Here is a 22859-nt window from a genome sequence, read left to right on the forward strand (position 1 = left end):
CGAGGAAAACACCTCAACTCGACGGGGGCGGTCGAAGACCGCCCCCGTCGAAGGAACCTCGCCCTCAGCGATCCACGTCTTTCAAGGCGGCCAGGACCTTCTCGGAAGTAAGAGGAAGGTCGAATATCCTCACGCCTACGGCGTCGTATATCGCGTTAGCGATGGCCGGAGCCGGTCCGTTTATACAGACCTCCGAGACGGACTTAGCTCCGAAAGGACCGGTTTCCTCGTAGGAATCCACCAGAATGGTCTCTATTTTCGGGACATCCAGGGATCCGAAGACCTTGTAGTTTCCGAAATCCGGGTTGGTCATTCTTCCCTTGTCGTCGAAGAGATACTGTTCGGTCAAAGCGTAACCTATACCGTTGAGGACTCCTCCCTCGACCTGTCCCTCGGTCATCTTGGGATTGAGAGCCTTACCGCAATCCACAGCGCTTACGAAACGCAGCACCTCTACCCTTCCGGTGAAGGTATCCACCTCCACCTCGGCAAACTGGGCGATGAATGGAGGGGGTGACACCGGAGACGTGTAGGATCCGTACCCCTGAATCTGTTGCATATTTTCACCGGCACCGTAGAGGGAAAAACAGCACAGAGATCCGAAGTCGGTGGAGACGTCGGGATTGTCGCTATCCCATATCCTACCCCCGGAGGTATCCAGTCTTTCGACCGGAACCTCCAACATGACGGAAGCGACCTTCATTATGTTCTTAAGAAAATCCTCTGCGCAGGCCCTTACGGCTCCTCCGGATACGTAGGTACCGGAGGACGCATATGCCCCTACGTCGAAGGGAGTGACGTCCGTATCGGAGGACAACGGGACAATCATATCTGTAGATATATCCAGCACCTCCGCGGCGATCTGACACATCACGGTATCGGAGCCGGTTCCGGTATCGGACGCCCCCATTAGGAGGTTGCAGGAGCCGTCCTCGTTCAACTTCATGTAGGCGCTTCCCATGTCTATGAGCGGAATTCCCGATCCCTGCATGGAGACCGCCATACCTACCCCACGGACCTTTCCGGGGCTATTGGATATATGCCTGCCTCTTTTATCGGACCACCCTATGGCCTCGGCACCTCGGTCGATACACTCGCTGAGTTTACAGCACGTTATGACCTGAGGCACTCCTGCCTTGCCCTCTCCGATGGCCTCGAAAACGGGAGAGCCCTCCCCTTCTTTGATATGCCATTTTTTGACGTACTCCAGGATATCCACGTCGAGCCTTCTCGTCAGGTCGTCGATGAACTGCATAAAACCGAAGGTCGCCTGGGTAACACCGTAGCCTCTGTAGGCCCCGCCTACCGGCTGGTTGGTGTATACGGTACGACCGATGAACTCGACGTTCTCCACCTTGTTGAAAAGGGGAAGTACCTTGGAAGCCGCGTTACAAAGCACTGTAAGGCCGTGGGGACCGTAGGCTCCAGCCGTCATCAGGTCGTCCATCCTGAGAGCGGTGATGGTCCCGTCCTTCATCACCCCGGCCGTGACGTGGACCCTCATGGGGTGTCTCGTCCTGGACGAGGTAAAGACCTCTTCCCTCGACAGTATCGCCTTCACCGGACGACCGGTACGAAGGGCGAACTTGGCCGCTAAGGGCTCTATGAAGGCCTCCTGTTTGCCGCCGTAAGCTCCTCCCACTCGGGGCTTTATGACGTGAACCTTTCTAAGCGGGTAATCCAGCACCTGGGCGACTATTCGACGAACGTGAAACGGCACGCTGGTGGACGAGTAGACGATCATCCTTCCGGTCTCGTCGAAAAGGGCGAAGGCCGAATGGGGCTCCATCATGCAGTGATGGGCGTAATGGGTGTGATAGACCTGATCCAGGACGATGTCGGCCTCCGCTAGACCCTTCTCCACGTCTCCGATGGAGAAGATCTTCTCCGCCATCAGGTTCTTGGAGGGATCGTACGGGACGGGGATCGGCATATATTCGTCCCTGTCGTGAACCACCGGGACACCTGGATCCATGGCTCTCTCCGGATCGAAGAGGGGCTTCTGCAGCTCGTATTCCACCTTTATTTTCGATACCGCCTCCCGGGCTATGTCCAGGGTCTCCGCCGCAACCGCGGCGACCCTGTCGCCGGCAAATCTGACCTTGTCGTCGAAAAGCCACGAATCGTAGGGAGAGGGTTCGGGAAACCCCTGACCGGCAGTGGTATGGACTACCTTAGGCATGTCGTCGTAGGCGTTTTTATAGGACATGACGTCCACCACTCCCGGCACCTTCCAAGCCTCCGAGTCGTCTATATCCTTTATGATCCCGTGAGCATGGGGAGAGTACAGCACCGCCACGTGAAGGGTTCCGGGAGCGTCAAAATCGTCGGTATAGCGTCCCGTCCCCGTCGCCAGGGACAGACCGTCGATCTTCTCTACGTCGTGACCTACGGAGGAAAAATCTCTATCCATGATCTCTCATCCTTTCAGCCGCCAATCGGACCGCGTCGAATATCTTCACGTAGCCGGTGCAACGGCACTTGTTGCCGTCCAAGGCCCTTCTGATCTCCTCGTCGGTGGGATCGGGGTTCTTCGACAACAACGCATAGGTAGCCATAACCATGCCAGGAGTACAGAAACCGCACTGAATCGCCCCGGCGTCAACGAAAGCCTGTTGTATAGGATGGGGGTTCTGTACCGTACCCAACCCCTTCGCCGTAAGTATTTCAGAACCGACCACCGAGGCGGCGTAAACCTTGCAGGATGTCACGAGGTCTCCGTTAAGGACGACGGCGCAAGCGCCGCATTCACCGGTATCGCAACCTCTCTTAACCTCGGAAAAACCGCCGTCTCTAAGGGCCTGGAGTAAAGTAGCGTCGGGCTCGAACGACAGGACCTTCTCTATCCCGTTTATCACGAAACGTCCTTCCAAGACAGCCACCTACCTTTCCAAGAGCTCCGCCAGGCCTCTCTCGAACCAGACCTTGGCGACCTGACCGAAATACTCGCCGCTTCCGGATTTTTTATCCGGAAAATCCAGATCGAGCTTTTCGGCCACGGCGTTGACGTCCACATCGCCGTAACGGATCCCTTTGAGACTCTCGGAGACATCGTTAAAGACCTTGAAACGCTCCTTGGTCCCCACGCAAGCACCTCGAAAATCGGCCAGGACCTCTCCATCCCTTTGGGCCAACAGGGTCATCGTGAAACCTGGGTAATCGAAACCGACGCGGACCTCTCTGTAATACCAGCCGTCCATAGGGACATCGGGAACAACGATGGATCTAATCACCGATCCCCTGAAAAGCCCCCTGTTGGACACGAAATGATCTATCGGATAACGTCCCGATACCGTTCCGACCAGATCCACCGATGCTCCTAGAGCCAAGAGAGGCCCCATGAGATCGGACCACAGGGGGAAGAAAGCCACGCTGCCACCGAGGGTAATCCTGTTTCTCAAAGGCGTAGAGGCCGCCTGACTAAGGGCGGACACCAGGATATGTCCGGGACGAATTCTCGACAGCTCCTCCACCGTCCGAGAAAACGAACAGGTCGCCCCCAAAAGGATATCTTTCCCATCCTCGTAGCAACGGTCCCATCCCATCCGGCCCAGATCGACCACGACCTCGGAGGATCTGACACGACCCCGAGGAATTCCAGTCCCCCCTCCGTGAACCAGGGGATTATCTCTCTCCAATAAACCGACGAGCTCATCGATCTCGGAAGGAAAAAGCCATTTTGAACTCAAGTTGCCCCCTCCTCTGACTAAGACATGACATTGTCTTTTTAATGTCAATATCGTATATTTCGGCGACCTCGGTGTCAAGAAAACCGACAGCGCCTACCATAGGGAAAGTCAATGGATTGGATCGAATATTTCCGATATACAACGGTTCAATTACCGCAATCCCCACTCCGTCCTCTTAAAGTCTCCAACCCATGACCGATCACGGACTCCACCGCTTGAAAACATTGGGTCGCTCCTCTTACGCTTCCTGGCATGGCCAATATCAGAGATCTACCTCTGGTGACGGCCAACCCTCTGGATAAAACCGCCCTATCGGTGAAGTTGAGAGAATAGGACCTCATCCTCTCTCCCAGCCCCGGTACCTCCCTGTCCGCTATGGACATGACCGCTTCCGGCGTCACGTCCCTGGAGGAGAGGCCGGTTCCACCTGTTATCAAGACCATATGGACGTCTTCCTCGTCCACCCATTTCACGATCCTGTCCGCTATAACAATCTTCTCATCCGGCACTATAGCCCTATCTTTTACATGGTATCCGAGCTCCTCTACAACCCTGCATAGAGCCGGACCGGATCGATCCTCTCTCTCCCCGCGGCTGCCCTTATCGCTCACGGTCAGGACTGCCACGGTTATCTCCGATAGATCGCATGTCCTATCTAAACCGTCCCTGATCCACCTACCGCTTTTACCGCCTGATTTTTCCAGAAGTCTGATCCCCTGTATCTCCATGCCCTTATCGACCGCTTTACACATATCGTAGACCGTAAGCGCGGCTACTGAGACGCCGGTCAAAGCCTCCATCTCCACTCCAGTCACGTCTCCGGCCTTGACCTTGCAGGTTATATGGACCCCTTTGTCTGGATCCAGGCGACAGATGACGGCACCGTGGTCCAGTCTGAGAGGATGGCAAAGCGGGATCAGGTCGGAGGTCTTTTTGATCGCAGAGATCCCCGCAAGCTCGGCGATGCGCAGGACATCTCCCTTTCTGTTCCCTCCCTCCGCCACGGCATCGCGGACCTTATCTGACATCAGGACCCATCCCTCCGCCTCGGCGGTCCTGTCTGTCTTGTTTTTTCCTCCTACATCCACCATCCTGGGGTGTCCCTCGTCGTCGATGTGGGTAAACTTCGACATCTGACATCAACCTCCTATCCTGGACATACGGCTTTCGCCACGAGCGACCTGAGTCCAACATTCGGGTTTATCGAGGGCAGCGGCCGCTATAGTCTCCACGAGAGCCTCACCGCATCTGTTCCTGAGAGCGGACATGACGCTGCGGCCTCTAACGTCGAAAAGACAAGGTCGAACCTCTCCGTCGGAGGTTATCCTGAGCCTGTTGCAACGATCGCAGAAATGATGGGACACGGCGGCTATGAGCCCCAATCTCTGCCCCGTAGTTCGATTTCTGTAATACACGGAAGGCCCGGAAATGCCGCTCTCGGAAGACCTTTCCGGGATCCAGAGCTCCCTGTCGGGAAGCCCATCGATCATGTCGTCCACGGAGACGAATGCGTTCTCAAACCATACGTCGGAATCGAGAGGCATAAACTCTATCAGTCTCAAAAGGGCCCCTCTTTCTCTGGCGAAACCGAGCAAATCCGGCAATTCGTCGTCGTTAAAACCCTTCACGATAACCGTATTCAATTTCACCGCATTCGAGCTATCGACCAGGGCATCGATACCCTCTATCACAGATCCCAGATCTCCGAGCCTGGTTATATCCCTGAAACGTTCGGGGTTCAGGCTATCGAGACTGACGCTTATACCGTCCAGATCAAGATCTCCCAATCTCTTGGCCCAGAGCTTCACCAAGGAGCCGTTGGTCGTCACAGCCACCGCCAATTCGGGTAGCTCCGACCTCAGTCTCTCCAAAAAGGGGACGAAGTCCTTTCTTACGAAAGGCTCCCCTCCGGTAAACCTCAACCGTCTCACCCCCATGGAAGACAGGGCCTTAGCCAGAAAGAGGATATCCTCATAGCTCATTATCTCCTCGTGGCTCAAGGTCGGCACTCCTCCGGACGGCATACAGTATCGACAACGAAAATTACACCTATCGGTCACGGAGATCCTGACGTAGTTCAGAAATCTTCCGAAACTGGACTCTATACCTCGTCCCATCGGCTCAGCTCCTTAGCGGTCTATTATGATTATTCCAAACCACTTTAGCACGACGAGCCCCCTCCAACAAACGGAGGGGGCTCGTCCTTACCGCTAAAAACCGCTGTAGATCAACCTACGAAGATACCTGCTCCAGGTCCGAGAGGCAGATTAAGGAAGTACCACACTGCCAAGAGAGCTATCCAGGCAACGGCAAAGAATATCGACAGAGGAATCCCTCTGGATACGATCGTCCCTATACCGGCATCTTTATCGTACTTGGCGGCAAAACCCAGGAGTATGGGGAAATAGGGCATCATGGGGGTTATCGAGTTGGTGCAGGAGTCACCGATACGATACAGAAGCTGCGCAAGCTGAGGAGAATAACCGAGATAGTAGAGCATCGGAACTATGACGGGAGCCATGAAAGCCCACTTGGTAGAACCACTGGTTATGAAGAGGTTCACGAAAGTGGAGAACAGAATTATCATCACCAGAAGGCTGAATCCGGTAAAACCGGCGTTCTTAAGCCCCTCAGCCAGTTTTACCGCCATCACGATAGCCATATTCGACTTGGAGAAAGCCGCTATGAAGTTGGCGATGGGCAGGATTATGACTATATAACTGGCCATACCTCCCACGCCCTCTACCATAGAACTGACCAACTCCTTTGCCGTCTTTATCGTTCCGGCCTTCTTGCCGTAGATGACCCCGACCAGGATGAAATAGAGGAGCAGAATAGGCACCAGGCCCTTTATGAAAGGCGAAGGAATCAGAACGTCCTTAACCGGATCTCTGAGGATGCTGCCAGGCACCATGGCATAAGAGATGAGACCGATCCAATAGACGGCGGTAAATATCATGGCGGCCCGGAAGGCCTTGTTTTCCTGCTCGGACACCTCGAATCCTCCGCCGCCGTGCTGCATCTCCTCCGCCGCCTGGCAGTGTTCGAATTTCTCGTCCCACTGACCGAAAGAGGGCATCATGAACTTGCTGACGAAGATGGAAGCCAAACCGGATATCACGAAGGTGGACACCACCATGAAGAAGTAGTTGGCGGTGGGATAGACTTCCGCACCGGGCTTGACTATCTGATAGGCGGTAGTGGAGATCCCCGCCAGCAACAGATCTGTACCGGCTATGAACAGGTTGGCGGTGAAACCGGCACACACAGCACCGTAACCGACGACCAGACCGAATATAGGGTTCTTCCTCATGGAGAAGAAAAGAGCTCCCGTAAGGGGGGGGACTATTACTATGGCCGCATCGGAGGCCAGGTTACCGCAAATTCCGAAGAGAAAAACCGCGAAGATGAGGAATTTTTCCGGCACCTTGGCGATATTCTTCATGAGATTCTCCAGGAATCCGGATTTCGTGGTAACCCCTAGACCGATCATCATGACCAAGACCAACCCGAGAGGTGGGAATCCTGCGAAATTCTTGACCATGTTCTTCACGGACCAATCAAACCCCTTGTGTGACAGCAGGTTCATTATGGCCACGGTATCCTCCGTCCCCGGTTTCTGGACAGAGACACCCTCGAAAATCGCGGAAAGAGCCAGGACTATAGCCCAAAGGCCCATGAACAGCCAGAAAGGATGGGGCAGTTTGTTTCCCGCTACCTCGATACCCTTAATGACCTTTACGAAAAAACCATCTTTTTTGGTCGTTTCCCTAGACATAAAAGCCCTCCATAAATAACACTAAAAAAGCTTGAACGAGTCGAGCCACCCCCGACATACATCAGCTACAGATAGAAAAAATCCCACTTTTGCGACTGTTCCTTTAAACCACCACCTCTCTGAAACGTCGACTCATCGATCAAATTATCATACCAAAAAATCGTCTACGGTGGATACCTTTCAGTTTAATTCGAAAAATTCCAGGAAACCTCGTCTCCCAATCTCACGATACCCTCATCGACGACCTTCAAAAAAAAACCTACGTCGGGAAGGAGACACCATCCCCTATAGTCGTAGGAATGGGGCTCTCCCGGCTTTTTTCCTCTCTCTACAAGCAAAAGAGAGACATCAGCTATCTTAAGCTCCGTCCCTACAGGAAGATCCTTCGGCAACCCCGAAATTATCAGGTTCTCCGCCAAGGCTCCTGGAGGAAAGCTGAATCCGGCCTGGCTCTCCGCAGCCGATATATCCTCCGACCTCAACAGACTGACCTCTCTCTCGGAGACACCTCGGTGAGAATCTCCGTCTATACCTCCGAACAGGAAAGAGGCACAGGGGACGGATCTCTTAGGTTCTTGACGTTTGGAGCTAATACATATAGCCTCGATTTTCGACATGATTATATGGAATCCTCCTTTTTTTTCGGTGTATAATACACTCGCAACTAGGTTGCATTATATAATATCCTCCATAAACAACGACCGGGGGAAATATCGAAGGAGGTCCTGCAACGTGAAGCAGTCAACGAAGAAAAACATTATATCGATCGTCTCAATCGCTCTGTTCCTTTTCTCAACCGTGCCCTCTACAGCTACGGATCGGGAGATAGTGGCCGTGGCCGCCGGAATAGCACCATGCGTCGAGGAGGTCATGACGCTTTACGTATCGGCAGGGAACGAGCCTCTCTCCATCGTGAAGGGACCCTGTGGAGCTCTCGCAAAACAGGCCGATGCCGACGCACCGTATGGGCTTATACTGCTCTCGGAACCGAGATGGCCAAAGTGGATGGAGGATCGCGACCTTCTGGTAGATGTTCACACCTTCGCCATAGGACAACTGGTACTGTGGAGTCCCGAGGCGGAAAAACCGAATCTGTCCGATCTCGAAAAGAAAACCGTAGCCATACCGGATCCGGATACCACCGCCTACGGCATGGCTGCCCAAAAACACCTCCAGAGACTGAATATGTGGGACTCGCTAGATCGAAAAAAAGTCCTGCCGGCAAAGTCGGCCCCGCAGGCTATCATCACAGTAAAGAGCGGTGCGGCCGAGTGGGCTTTTATCCCCGAGAGCGCTGCTCTGAAGGCCGGAGGTTCATTTACCGTCATGGAGGGAGCCACTCTGCCCCAGGTAGGAGGTCTATCCCCTTCCGCCGGGGTCGAGGCAAAAAAATTCTGGTCTTTCTGCCGTTCCTCCCAGACCGACCCCATATGGCTGAAATGGGGGTTCGCTCTGGAGAAACGTAATTGATCCAATCGCTGATAATAAGCCTTAAAGTCCTGGTCGTAGATGTCCCCCTTCTCTTGATAATCGGTATGTCCTCGGGATGGCTTCTCGCTAAAAAGGATTTCCCAGGCAAACCTATTCTGGAAACAGCGCTAATGCTTCCGGTGGCGCTCCCTCCGGCAGTGTTGGGACTCTACCTGCTCATGGCGCTCGGCAGCATACCGGCCACGAGATCGATGGGATTGCTCTTTTCCTTTCCCGCCGCCTCTATAGCGGCCCTCATTCCGTCGATGCCTCTGATAATATCCGCGTCCAGGACCGGTTTCCTCTCCGTGCCCAACTCTCTGGAAGAGGCGGCACGGACCATGGGCAAGGGAGAATGGCAGATATTCTACAGGATAACCCTTCCTCTGGCACGAAAGTACATACTGGCCGGATTGGCCCTGTCATCGGCCAGAGCCTTAGGGGACTTCGGCGTTACACTGATGATAGCGGGGAACATACCGGGCAGAACGCAGACTTTGCCGTTGTACATATACAGTCAGGTCGAGTCTCTGGAGTTCGCGAAGGCGAACGCCGCGGCGGCTGTGCTGGCGTGTGTCGGTATAGCCAGCCTGCTTTTCGTGAGAAGAATGGAAGGTCAATCGTGACGTGGCTGGACGCATCCTTCAGACACAGTGTAGGAGATTTCGATCTAGACGTGGACATCTCCATGGAAAAGGAGATCTCGGTCCTCTTCGGACCCAGCGGAGCGGGGAAGAGCATGACCCTGAGACTTCTGGCGGGACTCATCAAGCCTAACGGCGGAGGCAGACTGATCCTTGGTGACAGGGTGTTGTCCGACGGGAATTCATGGGCATCCCCTAAGACGAGAAAGATCTCCATGGTGTTTCAGGATCTCGCCCTTTTTCCACATATGACAGCCCAACGAAACGTGGCTTTCGCCATGGACGACAGGATGCCCCGAAAAGAGGCGAATAAAAAGGCGGGTCGATGGCTCGAAAAAGTGGGATTAAACGGAAAGGAGAACCTTTTTCCACCCCAACTCTCCGGAGGACAAAGACAAAGGGTCGCCCTGGCCAGATCCCTGGCCTCCGATCCGGATCTGATCCTCTTGGACGAGCCCTTCAGCGCTTTGGATACCCCTCTCAGAAGATCTCTGAGAAGGGAGCTGAAAAGGCTTCACAGAGAGACCTCCGTTCCCATGATATACGTTACCCACCAGATAGAGGACGTCTGTTCGCTGGGCGACCGCATCTTTCTGGTAAAGGACGGCAGGATCACCGGCAAGATAAGATCGAAGGAACTGCTATCCGGAACGGGGGAGAGGTGGCATTCCCTGGGATGGGGAACCACTATTGAGGGAACGGTGGTGAGAGGCGACGGAGGTATGCGTTTTCTTTGGAACGGAGGGAAGCTAATGCTCCCGCCTTCGATAAACGAAGAGGGCCCGGCCTCCGCCTTCATAAACCCCGACAACATATCTCTGCTGTATCCGGGCATACCGATGGACCCTATCTTCTCCGGAAACCTAGTACGTGGGACGGTGCTCGAGAGGTACATCATAGGCAACGTGTGCCATCTACACGTTGACGGAGGAGGGACTAACTGGCAGCTGGAATTCCCTTCGACCTCATACACCTCTCTGGATACGGAGGAAGGTTCATCCGTGGAGATGGCGGTAAGGCCGAGGAATATATCGATCATATTCAAAAATCGGAGGAATCTACCATGAATAAAAAGACCTTGCCCCTGGAGGAAGCCATAGGCCGTCCTCTATCCCACGACCTCACACAGATATCGCCACAGAGGGGATTCAAGGGGGCTCGTTTCAAGAAAGGGCACATCGTAGAGGAATCCGACCTTGAGATCCTTAGGTCCATGGGAAGAGCCCATCTCACGGTATTGGAACTAGAGCCGCAGGAGATTCACGAGGACGATGCATCGGTTAGACTCTCGAGGATGCTGACCGGAGACGGGGTTTCCCCTTCGGGGCCATCGGAGGGGAAATGCACTTTGAAAGCGGGAAGAGACGGTCTGCTCCACTTCGACACCGACGGTATAAACGGGATCAACCTGGATCCAAGCTGGATAGTCTCTACATTGCCGGTCAACGTCCCTGTTAAACGAGGAGAGATCGTGGCTGGATTCAGGGTATTGCCTTTAGCCGTCGACGAAGAACAGGTAAAAAGGGCGGAGGAGATAGCATCCCCCATATCGGTGATACCCTTTTCTCCCTTAAAGTTAGGGCTCGTAACCACCGGCAGAGAGCTGGCCGAGGGACGTATAAAGGACTCTTTCAGACCGAAACTGGAGGTCAAGATAGCCGAATACGGAGGAACGATTATAGAACAGGCCATCGTTTCCGACGAAAAGGAAGTAATAGTCCAGGCGATAAATCACATGGTCGATATAGGGGCGGAAGTTATCATATGCACCGGCGGGATGAGCGTGGACGCCGACGACGTAACCTCATCCGCTATAGAGACAACTACGGACGAGACCATCTTCAAGGGAATACCTATCCTTCCCGGGTGCCATATAATGCTCGCCCGAAAGGGGGAACTGATCGTAATGGGAGTCCCGGCGGGGGCGGTATTCGAGACGTGGACTTCCCTGGATCTTATGCTGCCTAGGATATTCACGGGAAAACTCCCCTCCTTCGAGGAGACCAGAAGATGGGGAGTCGGCGGGCTTTGCAGACACTGCGGAATCTGCAACTTTCCCAACTGCGGCTTCGCATCCCGTTGAGCCCAGATCATGGACTACAGAAGAAAACTCAACGAGCTCGGGCTCAAGGCCACTCCGTGCAGGCGAGCTATCCTGCAGAGATTGGCCAAAGAAGGTGAGCCAATGGCTCACTGCGACCTCGAGTCGGATCCCGAGCTGGCCCCCTTCGACAGGGTCACCCTATACAGAAACCTGAAGGCTATGGAAGAACGAAAAATGATCCACCGCATACTCGGTATAGACGGGGTGTGGAGATACTGCATCCACGACGAAGGCATCGTAGGCTGCCCAGGAAATCACGCTCATCTAATCTGCATCGAATGCGGACGAATGGTATGCTTAAAAGATCAGCCCATACCCAACATCAGCCTTCCGGAGGGCTGGACCATAAAGGGGAAGCAACTTCTGGGATATGGAATATGCGACGAGTGCAATTCTAAAAAGGCGAAGGATCACGAGGAGGATATAAGATGACCTTGTTGACATCGGCGATTAAAACCCTAAACGACGTGATAAGAGAGAGCAGCTACCCTACCGGCTCGAGCATAACCGCCAGAGCTCTCGGTGTTGAGGAAGCTTTAGGCGACCCGTCCCCGTACAAGGATTTCGCATTACAGAGAGGCGTCGAGAAGTTAATGGACGTCGAGATAGACGGTCATCATGGGCAGTCCTTCACTTCCAGTCCATCCAATTGGGTTGGAACTCTCTCGGACGTACTGACGATGGATCCAGACGACGACAGATCGAGAGCCCTTATCATAGGCACCGTCAACGCCCTGTCGTCCGCCCTCGGCATATGCGGACACACGGTCCACTGCAAGGACTCGGAGCCAGACTCCTGCGGATCTGAGATAGCCGACCTGATAGAGGAGAAGCTGACACCTGACGGTATCCTGGGTATAGTGGGGTACCAGCCCGCCATGCTGCGCAACGCTTCGGAGAAACTGGGGCCTCGAAGGATGAGGATCGTCGACCTGAACCCTGCCAACATAGGGCAAGTTCGATATGGCGTAGAGGTCTGGAACGGAGACGAGGACATGGAGAGGATGGCGGACCAGGTCGACCTCTGTCTAGTCACCGGCTCCACCTTGGTCAACGATACGATCGACTCGATAGTCGAAATATACGAGAGAAGGGACAAGGAGATCATCTTCTTCGGCACCACCATATCGGGAACAGGCGCCCTCTTAGGACTAAATCATCTGTGTCCGAGATCATGTTGAAAACGGGAGCGATAGTTCCGGCCGCCGGATATTCCTCCCGAATGGGAGTCTGCAAGGCTACCATGGAGATACTGGGACTTCCCGCCATGGAATGGGTGGTATCGAATCTTCGACAGGCCGGTATCGAGGAGATCCTGGTAGTCACCGGGCACTGGAGAGAGAAGATCGAGCCCTTGGCTCAAGCGCTCGGATGTAAGACGGTCCACAACGAACGATACGAAGAGGGGATGTTCTCATCGGTTCGAAAGGCCCTTGAGGCCATGCCTGTAAGTTGGGATCGTTTTCTCTTCCTTCCTGTCGACATTCCTATGGTAAAGGCCTCTACTCTATCGAGAATCTGCGGACTGGCAGGAAATTCTACCGTCGCCTACCCCACGTTTCTCGGAAAAAGAGGCCATCCTCCCATTATAGACAGGAAAGCCGTTTCGAAAATCTTGGGCTGGAACGGAGAGATGGGCTTGAGGGGGGCCTTGAATCTGTTGGAAGATAAGAGCTCCGAGATTCCCGTGGCGGATCGCTTCATACTCTGCGACATGGACGACAGAGAGGACCACCTAAACCTTTCCTCAATGGCCTCGAATAGAACGATACCCTCCGAAGAGGAGATCAGAGCCCTCGAGACGATATACGAAACCCCGACGAGGGTGATAAGACACGAAAAGCAGGTTACCGAGACCGCCCTCAAGATGGCCAATCTCCTGATAGAGAGGGGGACAAAGCTTGACCTGCCTCTATTGAAGGCGGCCGCATCCCTCCACGACCTATGTCGCACCGAGAAAAAACATGGAAAAGTCGGAGCGGAGGCGCTACGTTCTCACGGATTTCCGTCGATCGCTAGTTTGGTAGAACTGCACATGGACTACCCCTACGACGGCGTTCTGGACGAAGGCGCCCTGCTCTATCTGGCGGACAAGCTCACCTGCGACGACAGAATATGCTCTCCGGAGGAACGGCTCGCCGGAATGCTGACCAAGTTCGAGGATCGCCCGGAAGCCAGAAAAAACGCGGCCAGAAGGCTGGAAAAAGCTAAAAAGATGCTGGATGCCTTTTCCAAGGCGATAGGCAGGGACGGCATGGAGGAACTGAGATGACCTGCAGAGTCTATCTGATACGCCATGGCGAGCCGAAACTGGAGGAGAAAAGGACGTTCTACGGCGCCACCGACCTTCCTCTTTCGGAGAAGGGCAGGAGCTCGGCGAAAGGGCTGTCCTCCGTCATCGGGAAAATTTCCCCGGACTTCGTCATATCCAGCCCCATGATCAGATGTCTGGCCACCGCCGAAGGAGCGGGCTTTAAACCTTTGGAGGTTCCGGATCTCAGGGAGATCGACCTTGGAGAGTGGGAGATGAAAAAATTCTCCGACCTGGCGATGGAATGCCCGGACGACCTCGACAGGAGGTGGACCGAGATAGAGACCTTCAGACCTCCCAAGGGAGAAAGCTTCGAGGACCTCGCAAAGAGGGCCGTACCGGCCGTCAGGGAAAGACTGACAGACCACAGATCGGTCGCGGTTTTCGGACACCTGGGTGTATTCAGGACCGTTTTATGGAAGGAGATCGGAATTCCCCTCAAAACCGTATTTTTCATGGAACAGGATTATTGCGGGATCCACGTACTGGACTACGGCTCCAAGGGGGTAAAATTGGTCAGATCCAACTGGATCTCCCAAATAACATAAAAGGAGAGACGAGATGACCCCAGAGATAATCGAAACTATGGAAAGGGCTATAAGAGAGAGAACCCCCGGAGTCCTCTGCACGGTAGTGGCGAAAAACGGATCCACCCCCTGTCGGATAGGTTCGAAGATGTGGGTCGAAAAAAACGGCACCACGATCGGCACGGTCGGAGGCGGAGCCCTCGAAAGGGAGACCATATCGAAAGCACGGAAGCTGCTCTCAGACGGCCGTCCTAACGAGATGATGGAATACCGTCTGGAGGCGGAGCCTTCCGATACGGAGGGACTTATATGCGGAGGCAGCACCGCCATCTTCATGGAGACGATAGGCAGGAGAAGAGACCTGGTAATATTCGGAGCAGGACACGTGGGACAGGCGGTGGGAACCATAGCCTCTCTCTGCGGTTACTCAGTGATTTTCTGGGACGACAGGGACGGGATAACGGCTCCCTCAGGCTGTTCCAGATTTGTGGATCTGCCTCTCGAAGAGGCCATCGAAACCCTCCCGATGGAACCGGGAGTCTCCGTCGTTATATGCACCTGGGCCCACGGAAAAGACGGGAACGTCGTAAAACTCCTGGATGGCAGAGATCCATCCTACATCGGCATGCTTTCCTCCAAAAAGAAGGCCGCCACTCTGTGGGAAACGCTGGGAAAAGAGGGAGTATCGAAAGAACATCTGGAGAGAATCCATACCCCCATAGGACTGGAAATCGGAGCCGGATCCCCTCAGGAAATAGCCGTGGCGATAATGGCCGAGATCATCTCCAACGACTCCGGAAAAAATTCCTCCGGCTGTCCTTCCGCAATCTGAGGCAGGAACCTTTCTGTTATACTGATTTTCGAGAGACCTTACTCGAAGGGGGATTTGGAGCATGAAAGAATATACCGGATCGTTGAGAGACATAAAGCTGGACGACGCCAGCGGTCCCACCATGGAAAAAAGAATCGTATTCAGCCCGGAAGTCCACGACTGGCCAGGGCACGTGGTGCGCTATTTCACCATAAAAGCTGGAACGGGAAACCCGCTTCACTGCCACGAATGGCCTCATTGGGGGCTGATCCTGAAAGGAGAGGCTACGGCGGTCGTAGACGACCAGATGTTCGAACTAAAGGAGGGCGGCTGGTTCTACATACCTCCGAAGGTGCACCATCGATTCCAGGCCAAGGAACATTGCGACTTCCATTTCATCTGCATGGTGCCGGAGGAGGGAGACAGACTTCCTCCCACACTGGTGGAGTAAAAAAACGGGACGTAGTTCGGTCGAGCCTACGTCCCGTTTTTCCGTTATTTTTGCCTCATGCTTATGGGATCCGAATACTGGGCCTCGGCATCCCATGGAAACAGTATCCAGGTATCCTGACTGACCTCGGTTATGTACGTATCGACATAAGGCCTTCCCTCTGGTTTGGCATAAACCGCTGCGAACCGAGCCTCCGGAAACATCTCCCTCACTACCTTCGCGGTCTTGCCGGTATCGACGAGATCGTCCACTATGAGCCACCCCTCGCCTTTGCTGGACGTATCGATCTGTTTCAATATCTCCAGCTCACCCTGACGCTTCATGGTATAGCTGGAGACACAGACGGTATCGACCAACCTTATATCGAGCTCTCTGGCTATTATGGCGGCGGGGATGAGTCCTCCTCTCGCTATCCCTATTATCCTCTCCCACTTGCGGTCCAAAAGCCTCCAGGCCAGGGCCTTGCAGTCTCTCTGAATCTGTTCCCACGATACAGAGAAAGTCTTGTGGTATCTTTCCTCCGAACCCATCTGGCATTTCCTCCAAAGATAAAAAGTCTCCCCCGTAAAGGAAGCGTTTTGCTTGCCCATTATTTTACCCAAACAGAGAAAAATGTAAAACCAGGGCAACTGTATTCATGGATATACATCGTCCTTACGTGATATACTCTGGCAAAGACGGGCTTCGTCTCGTTAATACGTAGAGGAGGTATTGACTGTGAAAAAACGGTTACTGACAGGCATCATCGCCCTATCCCTGGCGGTCCTCATGATCGGCACCGCTACCGCCGCCATGAAGGCCATCCCGATTCAGGACATAAAGTCCGGCTTCATATACATAGGGCCGGTGGGAGACGGGGGCTACACCTTCATGCACGATCAGGGAAGAACCTATATGCACGAGCATAACCCCGACCTGCCGAAGAGCGTTATAGTGGAGAACGTCCCGGAAGGACCTGATTCCGCCAGGGTCATCGAGACCCTGGTTAGAAAAGGATGCAACGTGGTCTTCGGAACCTCCTTCGGCTACATGGACTTCATGGTCGACGTGGCCAAGAGGCATCCCGACACCTATTTCATGCACTGCTCGGGATATAAAACGGCGGATAACTTGGGAACCTACTTCGGCCGTATGTATCAGGCCCGCTACCTTTCCGGAATAGTGGCAGGAGCCATGACGAAGAGCAACGTACTCGGTTACGTGGCGGCTCAGCCGATCCCGGAGGTCATAAGAGGCATAAACGCCTTTACCCTTGGAGCCAGAAGCGTCAATCCCAAGGTCAAGGTAAAGATAATATGGCTGTTCTCCTGGTTCGACCCGGGCAAGGAGAAAGAGGCAGCCAAGGCTCTAATCGACTCCGGCGCCGACGTCATAGGAATGCACGCCGACAGCGGAGCGGCACCTCAAGCCTGCGAAGAGGCCGGAGTCTACGTAATAGGATATAACAACGACATGTCCAAGTTCGCACCGAAGATGCACCTGACCTCTCCTGTATGGAACTGGGGAACATACTACGACTACACGGTCAAACAGATAGCCCACGGGGTATGGGCTCCCGATCAGGTATGGTGGGGACTGAAAGAAGGATTGGTCGAACTAGCCCCGTTCAACGAGACAGTGCCGAAGTCCCTTCAGGAAACGGTAGAGTCCAGGAAGAAGGCCATAATATCCGGAGAATGGGACGTCTTCTGGGGCCCCATATGGGACCAAAACGGCGAGCTTAAGGTCGCCGAGGACGCAAAGATGACCGACGGAGAGATGCTCGGGATGAGTTGGTTCGTGCAGGGTGTCGAGGGCACCATTCCCAAATAGATCCATTCAGAATTAATTCACCGAGATAGGTTTTCAGTGTATCATAGCAAGAGGGTGCTTCATAAAAGAGCACCCTCGCTTTATTTCCTCATATCCATGATACCGTGCAAGGGGGGACTCTTTTTATGACGACGTCGGAACCAAGCCCGTTGGTCAATATGAGAGGAATCGTAAAATCCTTTCAAGGCATCAGAGCTAACGACGAAGTGGACCTCTCGGTCAGACCGGGGGAGGTAATGGCGCTTTTAGGGGAAAACGGAGCCGGGAAATCCACCCTGATGAACGTACTTTCCGGCATATATCGTCCCGACGGAGGATCTATCGAGATCGACGGAGAAGAGTGTTCCTTCGGATCCCCTCACGACGCGATAGCCAGAGGTATAGGTATGGTACACCAGCACTTCATGCTGGTCCCCTCTCAGACGGTATGGGAAAACATGATCCTGGGTTCCGCCGACCTTCCTCAGATACTTCCCAAAAAAAAGATCATATCCGATATAGAGTCAATATCCCGCCAATATGGCCTGGACGTCGATCCCGAGGCCCTGATATGGCAGCTTTCCATAGGAGAACAGCAGAGGGTAGAGATACTCAAGACCTTATACAGAAACGCCAAGGTCCTGATTCTCGACGAACCGACGGCGGTCCTCACCCCTCAGGAAGCCAGAAATCTATTCTCCACCGTAAAGAAAATGACCTCTGAGGGAAGAGGCGTGATCTTCATATCCCATAAACTGGACGAGGTGATGGAGATCTCCGACAGGATAACCGTCCTCAGAAAGGGAAAACTCATAGGCACGGTGGACACCTGCAAATCCTGCAAGGAACGGATAGCCGAGATGATGATCGGTCGAAGGGTGTCGCTGGAGATGGATAAGAAACCCCTTCCTCCGGGAAAGGTCACATACAGTCTGTTCGAGACCACAGCTCTCAGCGACCGAGGTCTCAAGGCCCTGGACCAGGTATCGTTAGACCTCAAAGAAAGGGAGATCCTGGGGATAGCGGGAGTCGCCGGAAACGGACAGACCGAACTGTGCGAGGTCATGGCCGGTCTCAGAAGGCTGGTCTCGGGAAATCTCTTCCTCGGCGGAAAAGATATAACCGGAAAAGGGGCCAGAGAACTGATAGACGCGGGGGTTCGCTACATACCTGCGGATAGACGGGGAACCGGCATGGTCTCCAACATGGACGTAGGGGAAAACTCCACCCTCAAGAGATATTGGAGAAGCCCCGTAGCTCACGGCGTTATCATAGACTGGAAGATAGTTCTCAAACACGCTTTGAACATCATAAAGAACTTCAACGTGGATACACCCTCGGTGGCAACCCCCGTCAGAAATCTATCGGGAGGTAACATTCAAAAGCTGATGCTCGGTAGAGAGCTCAGCGACGTTCCTAAGATCCTGATAGCGATGAACCCTACATGGGGACTGGACGTGGCGGCGACCAGGTTCGTCAGGGAGCAGCTTCTGGACGAGAGAGAGAAAGGAGCCTCCGTTCTTCTTATATCCGAGGACCTGGACGAGCTGCTGGCTCTGAGCGATCGCCTGGCGGTAATGTACAGAGGTTCGATAATGGGGATCGTCGACGAGCCATCGTCGTTCGGGGTGGAGAAAATAGGAATGATGATGGCCGGAACCAGGATGGATGAGCTGGGGAGGACCAGGGCATGAGGATAAAAAGACAGAAAAGGATAGGACAGCCTCTCTGGTTGGACCTCGCTATTCCCGTAGGAGGACTTCTGATGGCCTTTCTGGCAAGCGGGGTTTTTCTCGTCATGATGGGGGTCTCTCCCGTCGAGGCCTACAGGGAAATGTACTATTCCGCCTTTGGCGACAGTTACGGCCTGAGCGAGTGCATGGTCAAAGCCATACCTCTGGCCATGACGGCGATAGCCCTTATGCTGTCGTTCAAGATGTTGATATGGAACATCGGGGCGGAAGGCCAGATATTCATGGGAGCCATAGCGGCGACCGCCGCGGTAAGGTACTTCCCCGTTGAGGGCCATTGGACCATGATGACCATAATGGGCATATCGGCGATTATCGCAGGAGGCATATGGGCCGCTTTCGCCGGCTATTTAAAGGCACGATGGAACGTCAACGAGATAATAACTACCCTCATGATGAACTATATCGCCATACACCTGATGGACTACTTCGTCTACGGTCCCTGGAGGGATCCATCCAGTCTGGGCTTCCCCATGACGGCGCCCTTCCCGGAGACGGCCAAGTTGGTACCTATAGGATGGGGCAGGGTCCACTCGGGCATCTTTATAGCCCTGGCCTTGATTCTATTGGCATGGTGGGTCTTCAAGATGACCCGCTGGGGGTACGAGATAAGGGTCATAGGAGAAAACCCCAAGGCGGCTACCTTCGCCGGAATAGACTACGTCAAAAACGTCGTTGTGGTGATGTTCATATCGGGAGCCATAGCCGGACTGGCCGGGATGAGCGAGGTCGCCGGACTTCAGGGCAGGTTGCAGCACGGCTTTTCCGGAGGATTCGGCTACACTGCCATCATAGTGGCCTGGTTATCCAGGCTGAACCCTCTGGCCATAGCTATCGTATCCTTCCTCATGGGAGGTCTGCTGGTCGGAGGCGAGTCCCTACAGATCGTGATGGGGCTGCCTATCGCCAGTACACTGGTGGTTCAGGGATGCATCCTGTTTTTCATACTGGCCGGAGAGTTCTTCCGAAGATACCGAATCGTCCTGGTGAAGGAGGAGATCTAACGTGGAGATCATCGTACCCATATTGGCCGCAGCGGTCAGAAGCGGAACCCCGATCCTCTACGCCACGTTGGGCGAGATAATAACCGAAAAGGGCGGAGTGATGAACCTCGGTCTGGAGGGATTGATGCTTTTAGGAGCTTTATCCGGTTTCGCCGTCACATCGTCCACGGGAAACCCGTGGCTCGGGGTTGCGGCAGCCTTCGGCATAGGGGCCTTCTTCAGCCTGTTTCACGCCGTCGTCTGCATAACCCTCGGGGGGAATCAGGTGGTCAGCGGCCTGGCCTTGACCATGCTGGGAACGGGGATAACCGCCATACTCGGAATAGGCTACGTCGGAGAGACTATCAAGGGACTGACAAAGACGACTATACCCTTTCTGGGAGAGCTCCCCCTCGTAGGACCGGTCTTTTTCGACCACGATCCACTGGTCTATATATCCTATGCCTTGGTCGCCTTCATGTGTTGGTTTCTATGGAGGACGAAGACAGGATTAAACCTGCGAGCGGTAGGGGACAACCCCAGGGCCGCCGATTCGGTCGGTTTGAACGTAGCGGCCATACGTTACGCGGCTACGCTGATAGGAGGTGGAGTCGTTGCCGTAGGAGGAGCCTATATGTCCATATCCTACAGCCACATGTGGACAGAGGGGATGTCCGCAGGCAGAGGCTGGATAGCGGTTGCTCTGGTGATCTTCGCGATATGGCACCCAGCCAGAGCGGCATTCGGGTCCTATCTTTTCGGAGGAGTCGAGGCATGTCAGCTCAGGATACAGGCGGCGGGAACGAACATCCCGGCTCCTCTCCTCCTTATGTTGCCCTACATACTGACTATAACGGTATTGCTGATCATATCCGTAAAAAAAGGGAAGGGGATACTGTTCGGGGCTCCAGCCGCCCTAGGCACCCCATTTTACAGAGAAGAACGTTAAAGCTACTTCTAGATAAAGAAAGAGGACCGGTTTAAAAACCGGTCCTCTTTATCATAGCCCCTCGACTTCCTTTATCGACTCGGAGAGGGACTCCAGCTGCGTCACTCCCTGAATGTCGGACTCCAACATAGGTATACGAACGACACCATACACTCCGAACCTTTCCTCTATGGTCTTGAGATACCCATCCTGAGCCTCTCTGCGCTTCTCGAAGAAAGCCCCGGCTTCAGGGGGGATGATCCTATTGACCACCACAGAGCCTACCTTTATATCGAACTCCTTTAGCAATTTTATAGCCCTTTCCGTCTCGAGAATGGGCATCTTTTCCGCGTTCAAAACGAAATGGAAGACTGAGTTACCGTGATCTGTGAGCAGGTCTTTGGCTCTCTGGAATCTATCTCGGCGACGGGAAAGAATGTTAAATATAGGATCGTCCTTGAGCTTTTCCTGAAGCTCCTTCTCGTATCTGGCCGCCAGTCTCATCAGATCCATGGCCTTGGTTCTCTTTTTTATCAGATGGTCGATCCAAACCTCCAGCACCTCGGGAAGGGTCAAAAGCCTGAGGGTATGTCCGGTGGGAGCGGTATCGAAGACTATTACGTCGTATTTATCCCCCGCCTCCTCCATCAAATCGATAAACCTGTCGAATATAGCTGCCTCTTCCGCACCGGGAGAGAGGTATGCGATACGGAGCTGACGTTTTATCTCCTCGACTATCGCCGCACTGACTATGTGAAGCATCTGTTGCTGGATTGACTCCATGTATTTCTTCGCCTCAAGCTCCGCATCTATCTCCAGGGCCCAGAGATTTTTTTCCACCTCCACGACCTCGCTACCGATCGGAGATCCTATTGCGTCCGCCAGAGAATGAGCAGGATCGGTCGACACCACCAAGGTCCTTACACCCCGACGTGCCAAGGAGAGAGCGTAGGAGGCGGCACAGGTCGTCTTTCCGGTTCCGCCCTTTCCTCCGAAGAAGGTATATCTACGATACATGTTTAGACCTCCGTCCTAAGATCAATCGAAATCGAATTGAGCCGCTTTCTCGGCCAAAATCATCTTTCTGTTCTGAATACGCCTCTCCCAGGCATCCATATCGGACGCAACGTAGGGCAACAGCTCGAGCATATAATAGGAGATTGGGTTCGGTATACCGAGATAATCGCCGAAGAGAAGCAACATGAGATCGTCGTTCTCGTCGAAGGCCTCTTTTCTAACAACGGCACTACGTTTGTCCAAGAAAGTCCCGAACATAAAAAGCTTGGCATAATACAATATTTTTTTTATTCTACCGACCATGTTTAAAATTCCTCTTTTCCTCTTCTTCGAGGCCATCTTTGGCTGTTTCTCCATCGTCAAGACCGTTGAATCTAGGATCTTTCAACAACATCCTAGCCACCCTGGGAGGGATTCCCAGATCGGTCTCAATTCTCTCCAAGGTAGCCTTCTGCATGGGCTGATGCCAAAGATACTCTCTCACCGCTTCCCGGAGCTTATCGTATTCCTCTCGACAGGATCCACAGGCCATGTCCTCGGGGCCACCCCAAAAAGCCCTGTCGCATATGGCACATTTCTTCAGCTCTACTATAGATCGATCCAT

The 22859-nt window shown here is 53.8% G+C and carries 25 protein-coding genes; 14 read left to right on the forward strand and 11 right to left on the reverse strand.

Going from position 1 to position 22859, the window contains the following annotated elements:
• Positions 1–64: 64 nt before the first annotated feature.
• The 7 genes from L2W58_RS05125 to L2W58_RS05155 form a co-directional block, all read right to left on the reverse strand.
• Entirely contained in the window at positions 65–2413 is a 2349-nt protein-coding gene (locus L2W58_RS05125) for a xanthine dehydrogenase family protein molybdopterin-binding subunit (RefSeq protein ID WP_236102092.1), read from the reverse strand.
• Entirely contained in the window at positions 2406–2873 is a 468-nt protein-coding gene (locus L2W58_RS05130) for a (2Fe-2S)-binding protein (RefSeq protein WP_236102227.1), read from the reverse strand. Before L2W58_RS05130 ends, L2W58_RS05125 begins: the two co-directional genes overlap by 8 nt.
• 9 nt (positions 2874–2882) lie before the next feature.
• Positions 2883–3689 (reverse strand): FAD binding domain-containing protein, encoded by an 807-nt coding sequence (locus L2W58_RS05135; RefSeq protein WP_236102094.1) that lies wholly within the window; start codon positions 3687–3689, stop codon positions 2883–2885.
• 146 nt (positions 3690–3835) lie between these two features.
• Positions 3836–4822, reverse strand: a complete 987-nt coding sequence (gene moaCB, locus L2W58_RS05140; RefSeq protein WP_236102096.1) for a bifunctional molybdenum cofactor biosynthesis protein MoaC/MoaB — start codon at positions 4820–4822, stop codon at positions 3836–3838.
• Positions 4823–4828: 6 nt separating this feature from the next.
• Complete coding sequence (moaA, locus tag L2W58_RS05145) at positions 4829–5806, reverse strand: GTP 3',8-cyclase MoaA (protein WP_236102098.1); 978 nt, start codon at positions 5804–5806, stop codon at positions 4829–4831.
• Positions 5807–5916: 110 nt separating this feature from the next.
• The gene (locus L2W58_RS05150) at positions 5917–7467 is read right to left on the reverse strand and encodes an AbgT family transporter (RefSeq protein WP_236102100.1); all 1551 of its coding nucleotides are present in this window, start codon (positions 7465–7467) and stop codon (positions 5917–5919) included.
• Between the two features lie 185 nt (positions 7468–7652).
• A complete protein-coding gene (locus L2W58_RS05155) occupies positions 7653–8084 on the reverse strand; it encodes an MOSC domain-containing protein (protein WP_236102102.1) in 432 nt (143 codons plus the stop codon).
• Positions 8085–8199: 115 nt separating this feature from the next.
• Here L2W58_RS05155 and modA point away from each other — a divergent pair, with 115 nt between their 5' ends.
• The 10 genes from modA to L2W58_RS05205 all read left to right on the forward strand — a co-directional run bounded on the left by modA (position 8200) and on the right by L2W58_RS05205 (position 15785).
• Positions 8200–8937, forward strand: coding sequence for a molybdate ABC transporter substrate-binding protein (modA, locus tag L2W58_RS05160; RefSeq protein ID WP_236102104.1), 738 nt, complete (start codon positions 8200–8202; stop codon positions 8935–8937).
• Entirely contained in the window at positions 8934–9563 is a 630-nt protein-coding gene (locus L2W58_RS05165; RefSeq protein WP_236102106.1) for a molybdate ABC transporter permease subunit, read from the forward strand. The genes modA and L2W58_RS05165 overlap by 4 nt, the downstream gene beginning before the upstream one ends.
• Entirely contained in the window at positions 9560–10648 is a 1089-nt protein-coding gene (locus tag L2W58_RS05170; RefSeq protein WP_236102108.1) for an ABC transporter ATP-binding protein, read from the forward strand. The genes L2W58_RS05165 and L2W58_RS05170 overlap by 4 nt, the downstream gene beginning before the upstream one ends.
• Positions 10645–11664: a molybdopterin-binding protein gene (locus L2W58_RS05175; RefSeq protein WP_236102110.1), complete on the forward strand. Its 1020-nt coding sequence runs from the start codon at positions 10645–10647 to the stop codon at positions 11662–11664. The genes L2W58_RS05170 and L2W58_RS05175 overlap by 4 nt, the downstream gene beginning before the upstream one ends.
• A 9-nt stretch (positions 11665–11673) precedes the next feature.
• Entirely contained in the window at positions 11674–12117 is a 444-nt protein-coding gene (locus tag L2W58_RS05180; RefSeq protein WP_236102112.1) for a Fur family transcriptional regulator, read from the forward strand.
• Positions 12114–12866 carry a Rossmann-like domain-containing protein gene (locus tag L2W58_RS05185; protein WP_236102114.1) on the forward strand — a complete coding sequence of 251 codons (753 nt, stop codon included), beginning with the start codon at positions 12114–12116 and terminating at the stop codon, positions 12864–12866. Before L2W58_RS05180 ends, L2W58_RS05185 begins: the two co-directional genes overlap by 4 nt.
• Positions 12848–13957 carry a DVU_1551 family NTP transferase gene (locus L2W58_RS05190; RefSeq protein ID WP_236102115.1) on the forward strand — a complete coding sequence of 370 codons (1110 nt, stop codon included), beginning with the start codon at positions 12848–12850 and terminating at the stop codon, positions 13955–13957. Before L2W58_RS05185 ends, L2W58_RS05190 begins: the two co-directional genes overlap by 19 nt.
• Complete coding sequence (locus L2W58_RS05195; protein ID WP_236102116.1) at positions 13954–14544, forward strand: histidine phosphatase family protein; 591 nt, start codon at positions 13954–13956, stop codon at positions 14542–14544. The genes L2W58_RS05190 and L2W58_RS05195 overlap by 4 nt, the downstream gene beginning before the upstream one ends.
• 13 nt (positions 14545–14557) lie before the next feature.
• A complete protein-coding gene (locus L2W58_RS05200) occupies positions 14558–15355 on the forward strand; it encodes an XdhC family protein (RefSeq protein ID WP_236102117.1) in 798 nt (265 codons plus the stop codon).
• 61 nt (positions 15356–15416) lie between these two features.
• Positions 15417–15785: a cupin domain-containing protein gene (locus tag L2W58_RS05205; RefSeq protein WP_236102119.1), complete on the forward strand. Its 369-nt coding sequence runs from the start codon at positions 15417–15419 to the stop codon at positions 15783–15785.
• A 44-nt stretch (positions 15786–15829) separates the two neighbouring features.
• Here L2W58_RS05205 and gpt read toward each other — a convergent pair whose 3' ends face one another.
• Positions 15830–16315, reverse strand: coding sequence for a xanthine phosphoribosyltransferase (gpt, locus tag L2W58_RS05210; RefSeq protein WP_236102121.1), 486 nt, complete (start codon positions 16313–16315; stop codon positions 15830–15832).
• A 187-nt stretch (positions 16316–16502) separates the two neighbouring features.
• Here gpt and L2W58_RS05215 point away from each other — a divergent pair, with 187 nt between their 5' ends.
• The 4 genes from L2W58_RS05215 (at position 16503) to L2W58_RS05230 (ending at position 21259) form a co-directional block, all read left to right on the forward strand.
• Complete coding sequence (locus L2W58_RS05215; protein WP_236102123.1) at positions 16503–17597, forward strand: BMP family ABC transporter substrate-binding protein; 1095 nt, start codon at positions 16503–16505, stop codon at positions 17595–17597.
• Positions 17598–17755: 158 nt separating this feature from the next.
• Positions 17756–19270 (forward strand): ABC transporter ATP-binding protein, encoded by a 1515-nt coding sequence (locus L2W58_RS05220; protein ID WP_236102125.1) that lies wholly within the window; start codon positions 17756–17758, stop codon positions 19268–19270.
• The gene (locus L2W58_RS05225) at positions 19267–20331 is read left to right on the forward strand and encodes an ABC transporter permease (RefSeq protein WP_236102127.1); all 1065 of its coding nucleotides are present in this window, start codon (positions 19267–19269) and stop codon (positions 20329–20331) included. The genes L2W58_RS05220 and L2W58_RS05225 overlap by 4 nt, the downstream gene beginning before the upstream one ends.
• 1 nt (position 20332) lies before the next feature.
• Positions 20333–21259: an ABC transporter permease gene (locus L2W58_RS05230; RefSeq protein ID WP_236102129.1), complete on the forward strand. Its 927-nt coding sequence runs from the start codon at positions 20333–20335 to the stop codon at positions 21257–21259.
• 51 nt (positions 21260–21310) lie between these two features.
• Here the strand turns inward: L2W58_RS05230 and L2W58_RS05235 are convergent, their stop codons facing one another.
• Genes L2W58_RS05235 through L2W58_RS05245 form a run of 3 tightly spaced genes read right to left on the reverse strand, consistent with a single transcriptional unit; the run spans position 21311 to position 22859 of the window.
• On the reverse strand, positions 21311–22255 hold the full coding sequence (locus L2W58_RS05235) for an ArsA family ATPase (RefSeq protein WP_236102131.1): 945 nt from the start codon (positions 22253–22255) through the stop codon (positions 21311–21313).
• Positions 22256–22276: 21 nt separating this feature from the next.
• A complete protein-coding gene (locus L2W58_RS05240) occupies positions 22277–22558 on the reverse strand; it encodes a DUF7990 family protein (protein WP_005661467.1) in 282 nt (93 codons plus the stop codon).
• Positions 22548–22859 (reverse strand): hypothetical protein, encoded by a 312-nt coding sequence (locus tag L2W58_RS05245; protein ID WP_236102133.1) that lies wholly within the window; start codon positions 22857–22859, stop codon positions 22548–22550. Before L2W58_RS05245 ends, L2W58_RS05240 begins: the two co-directional genes overlap by 11 nt.

Source organism: Dethiosulfovibrio faecalis (assembly GCF_021568795.1).
Lineage (GTDB): Bacteria > Synergistota > Synergistia > Synergistales > Dethiosulfovibrionaceae > Dethiosulfovibrio > Dethiosulfovibrio faecalis.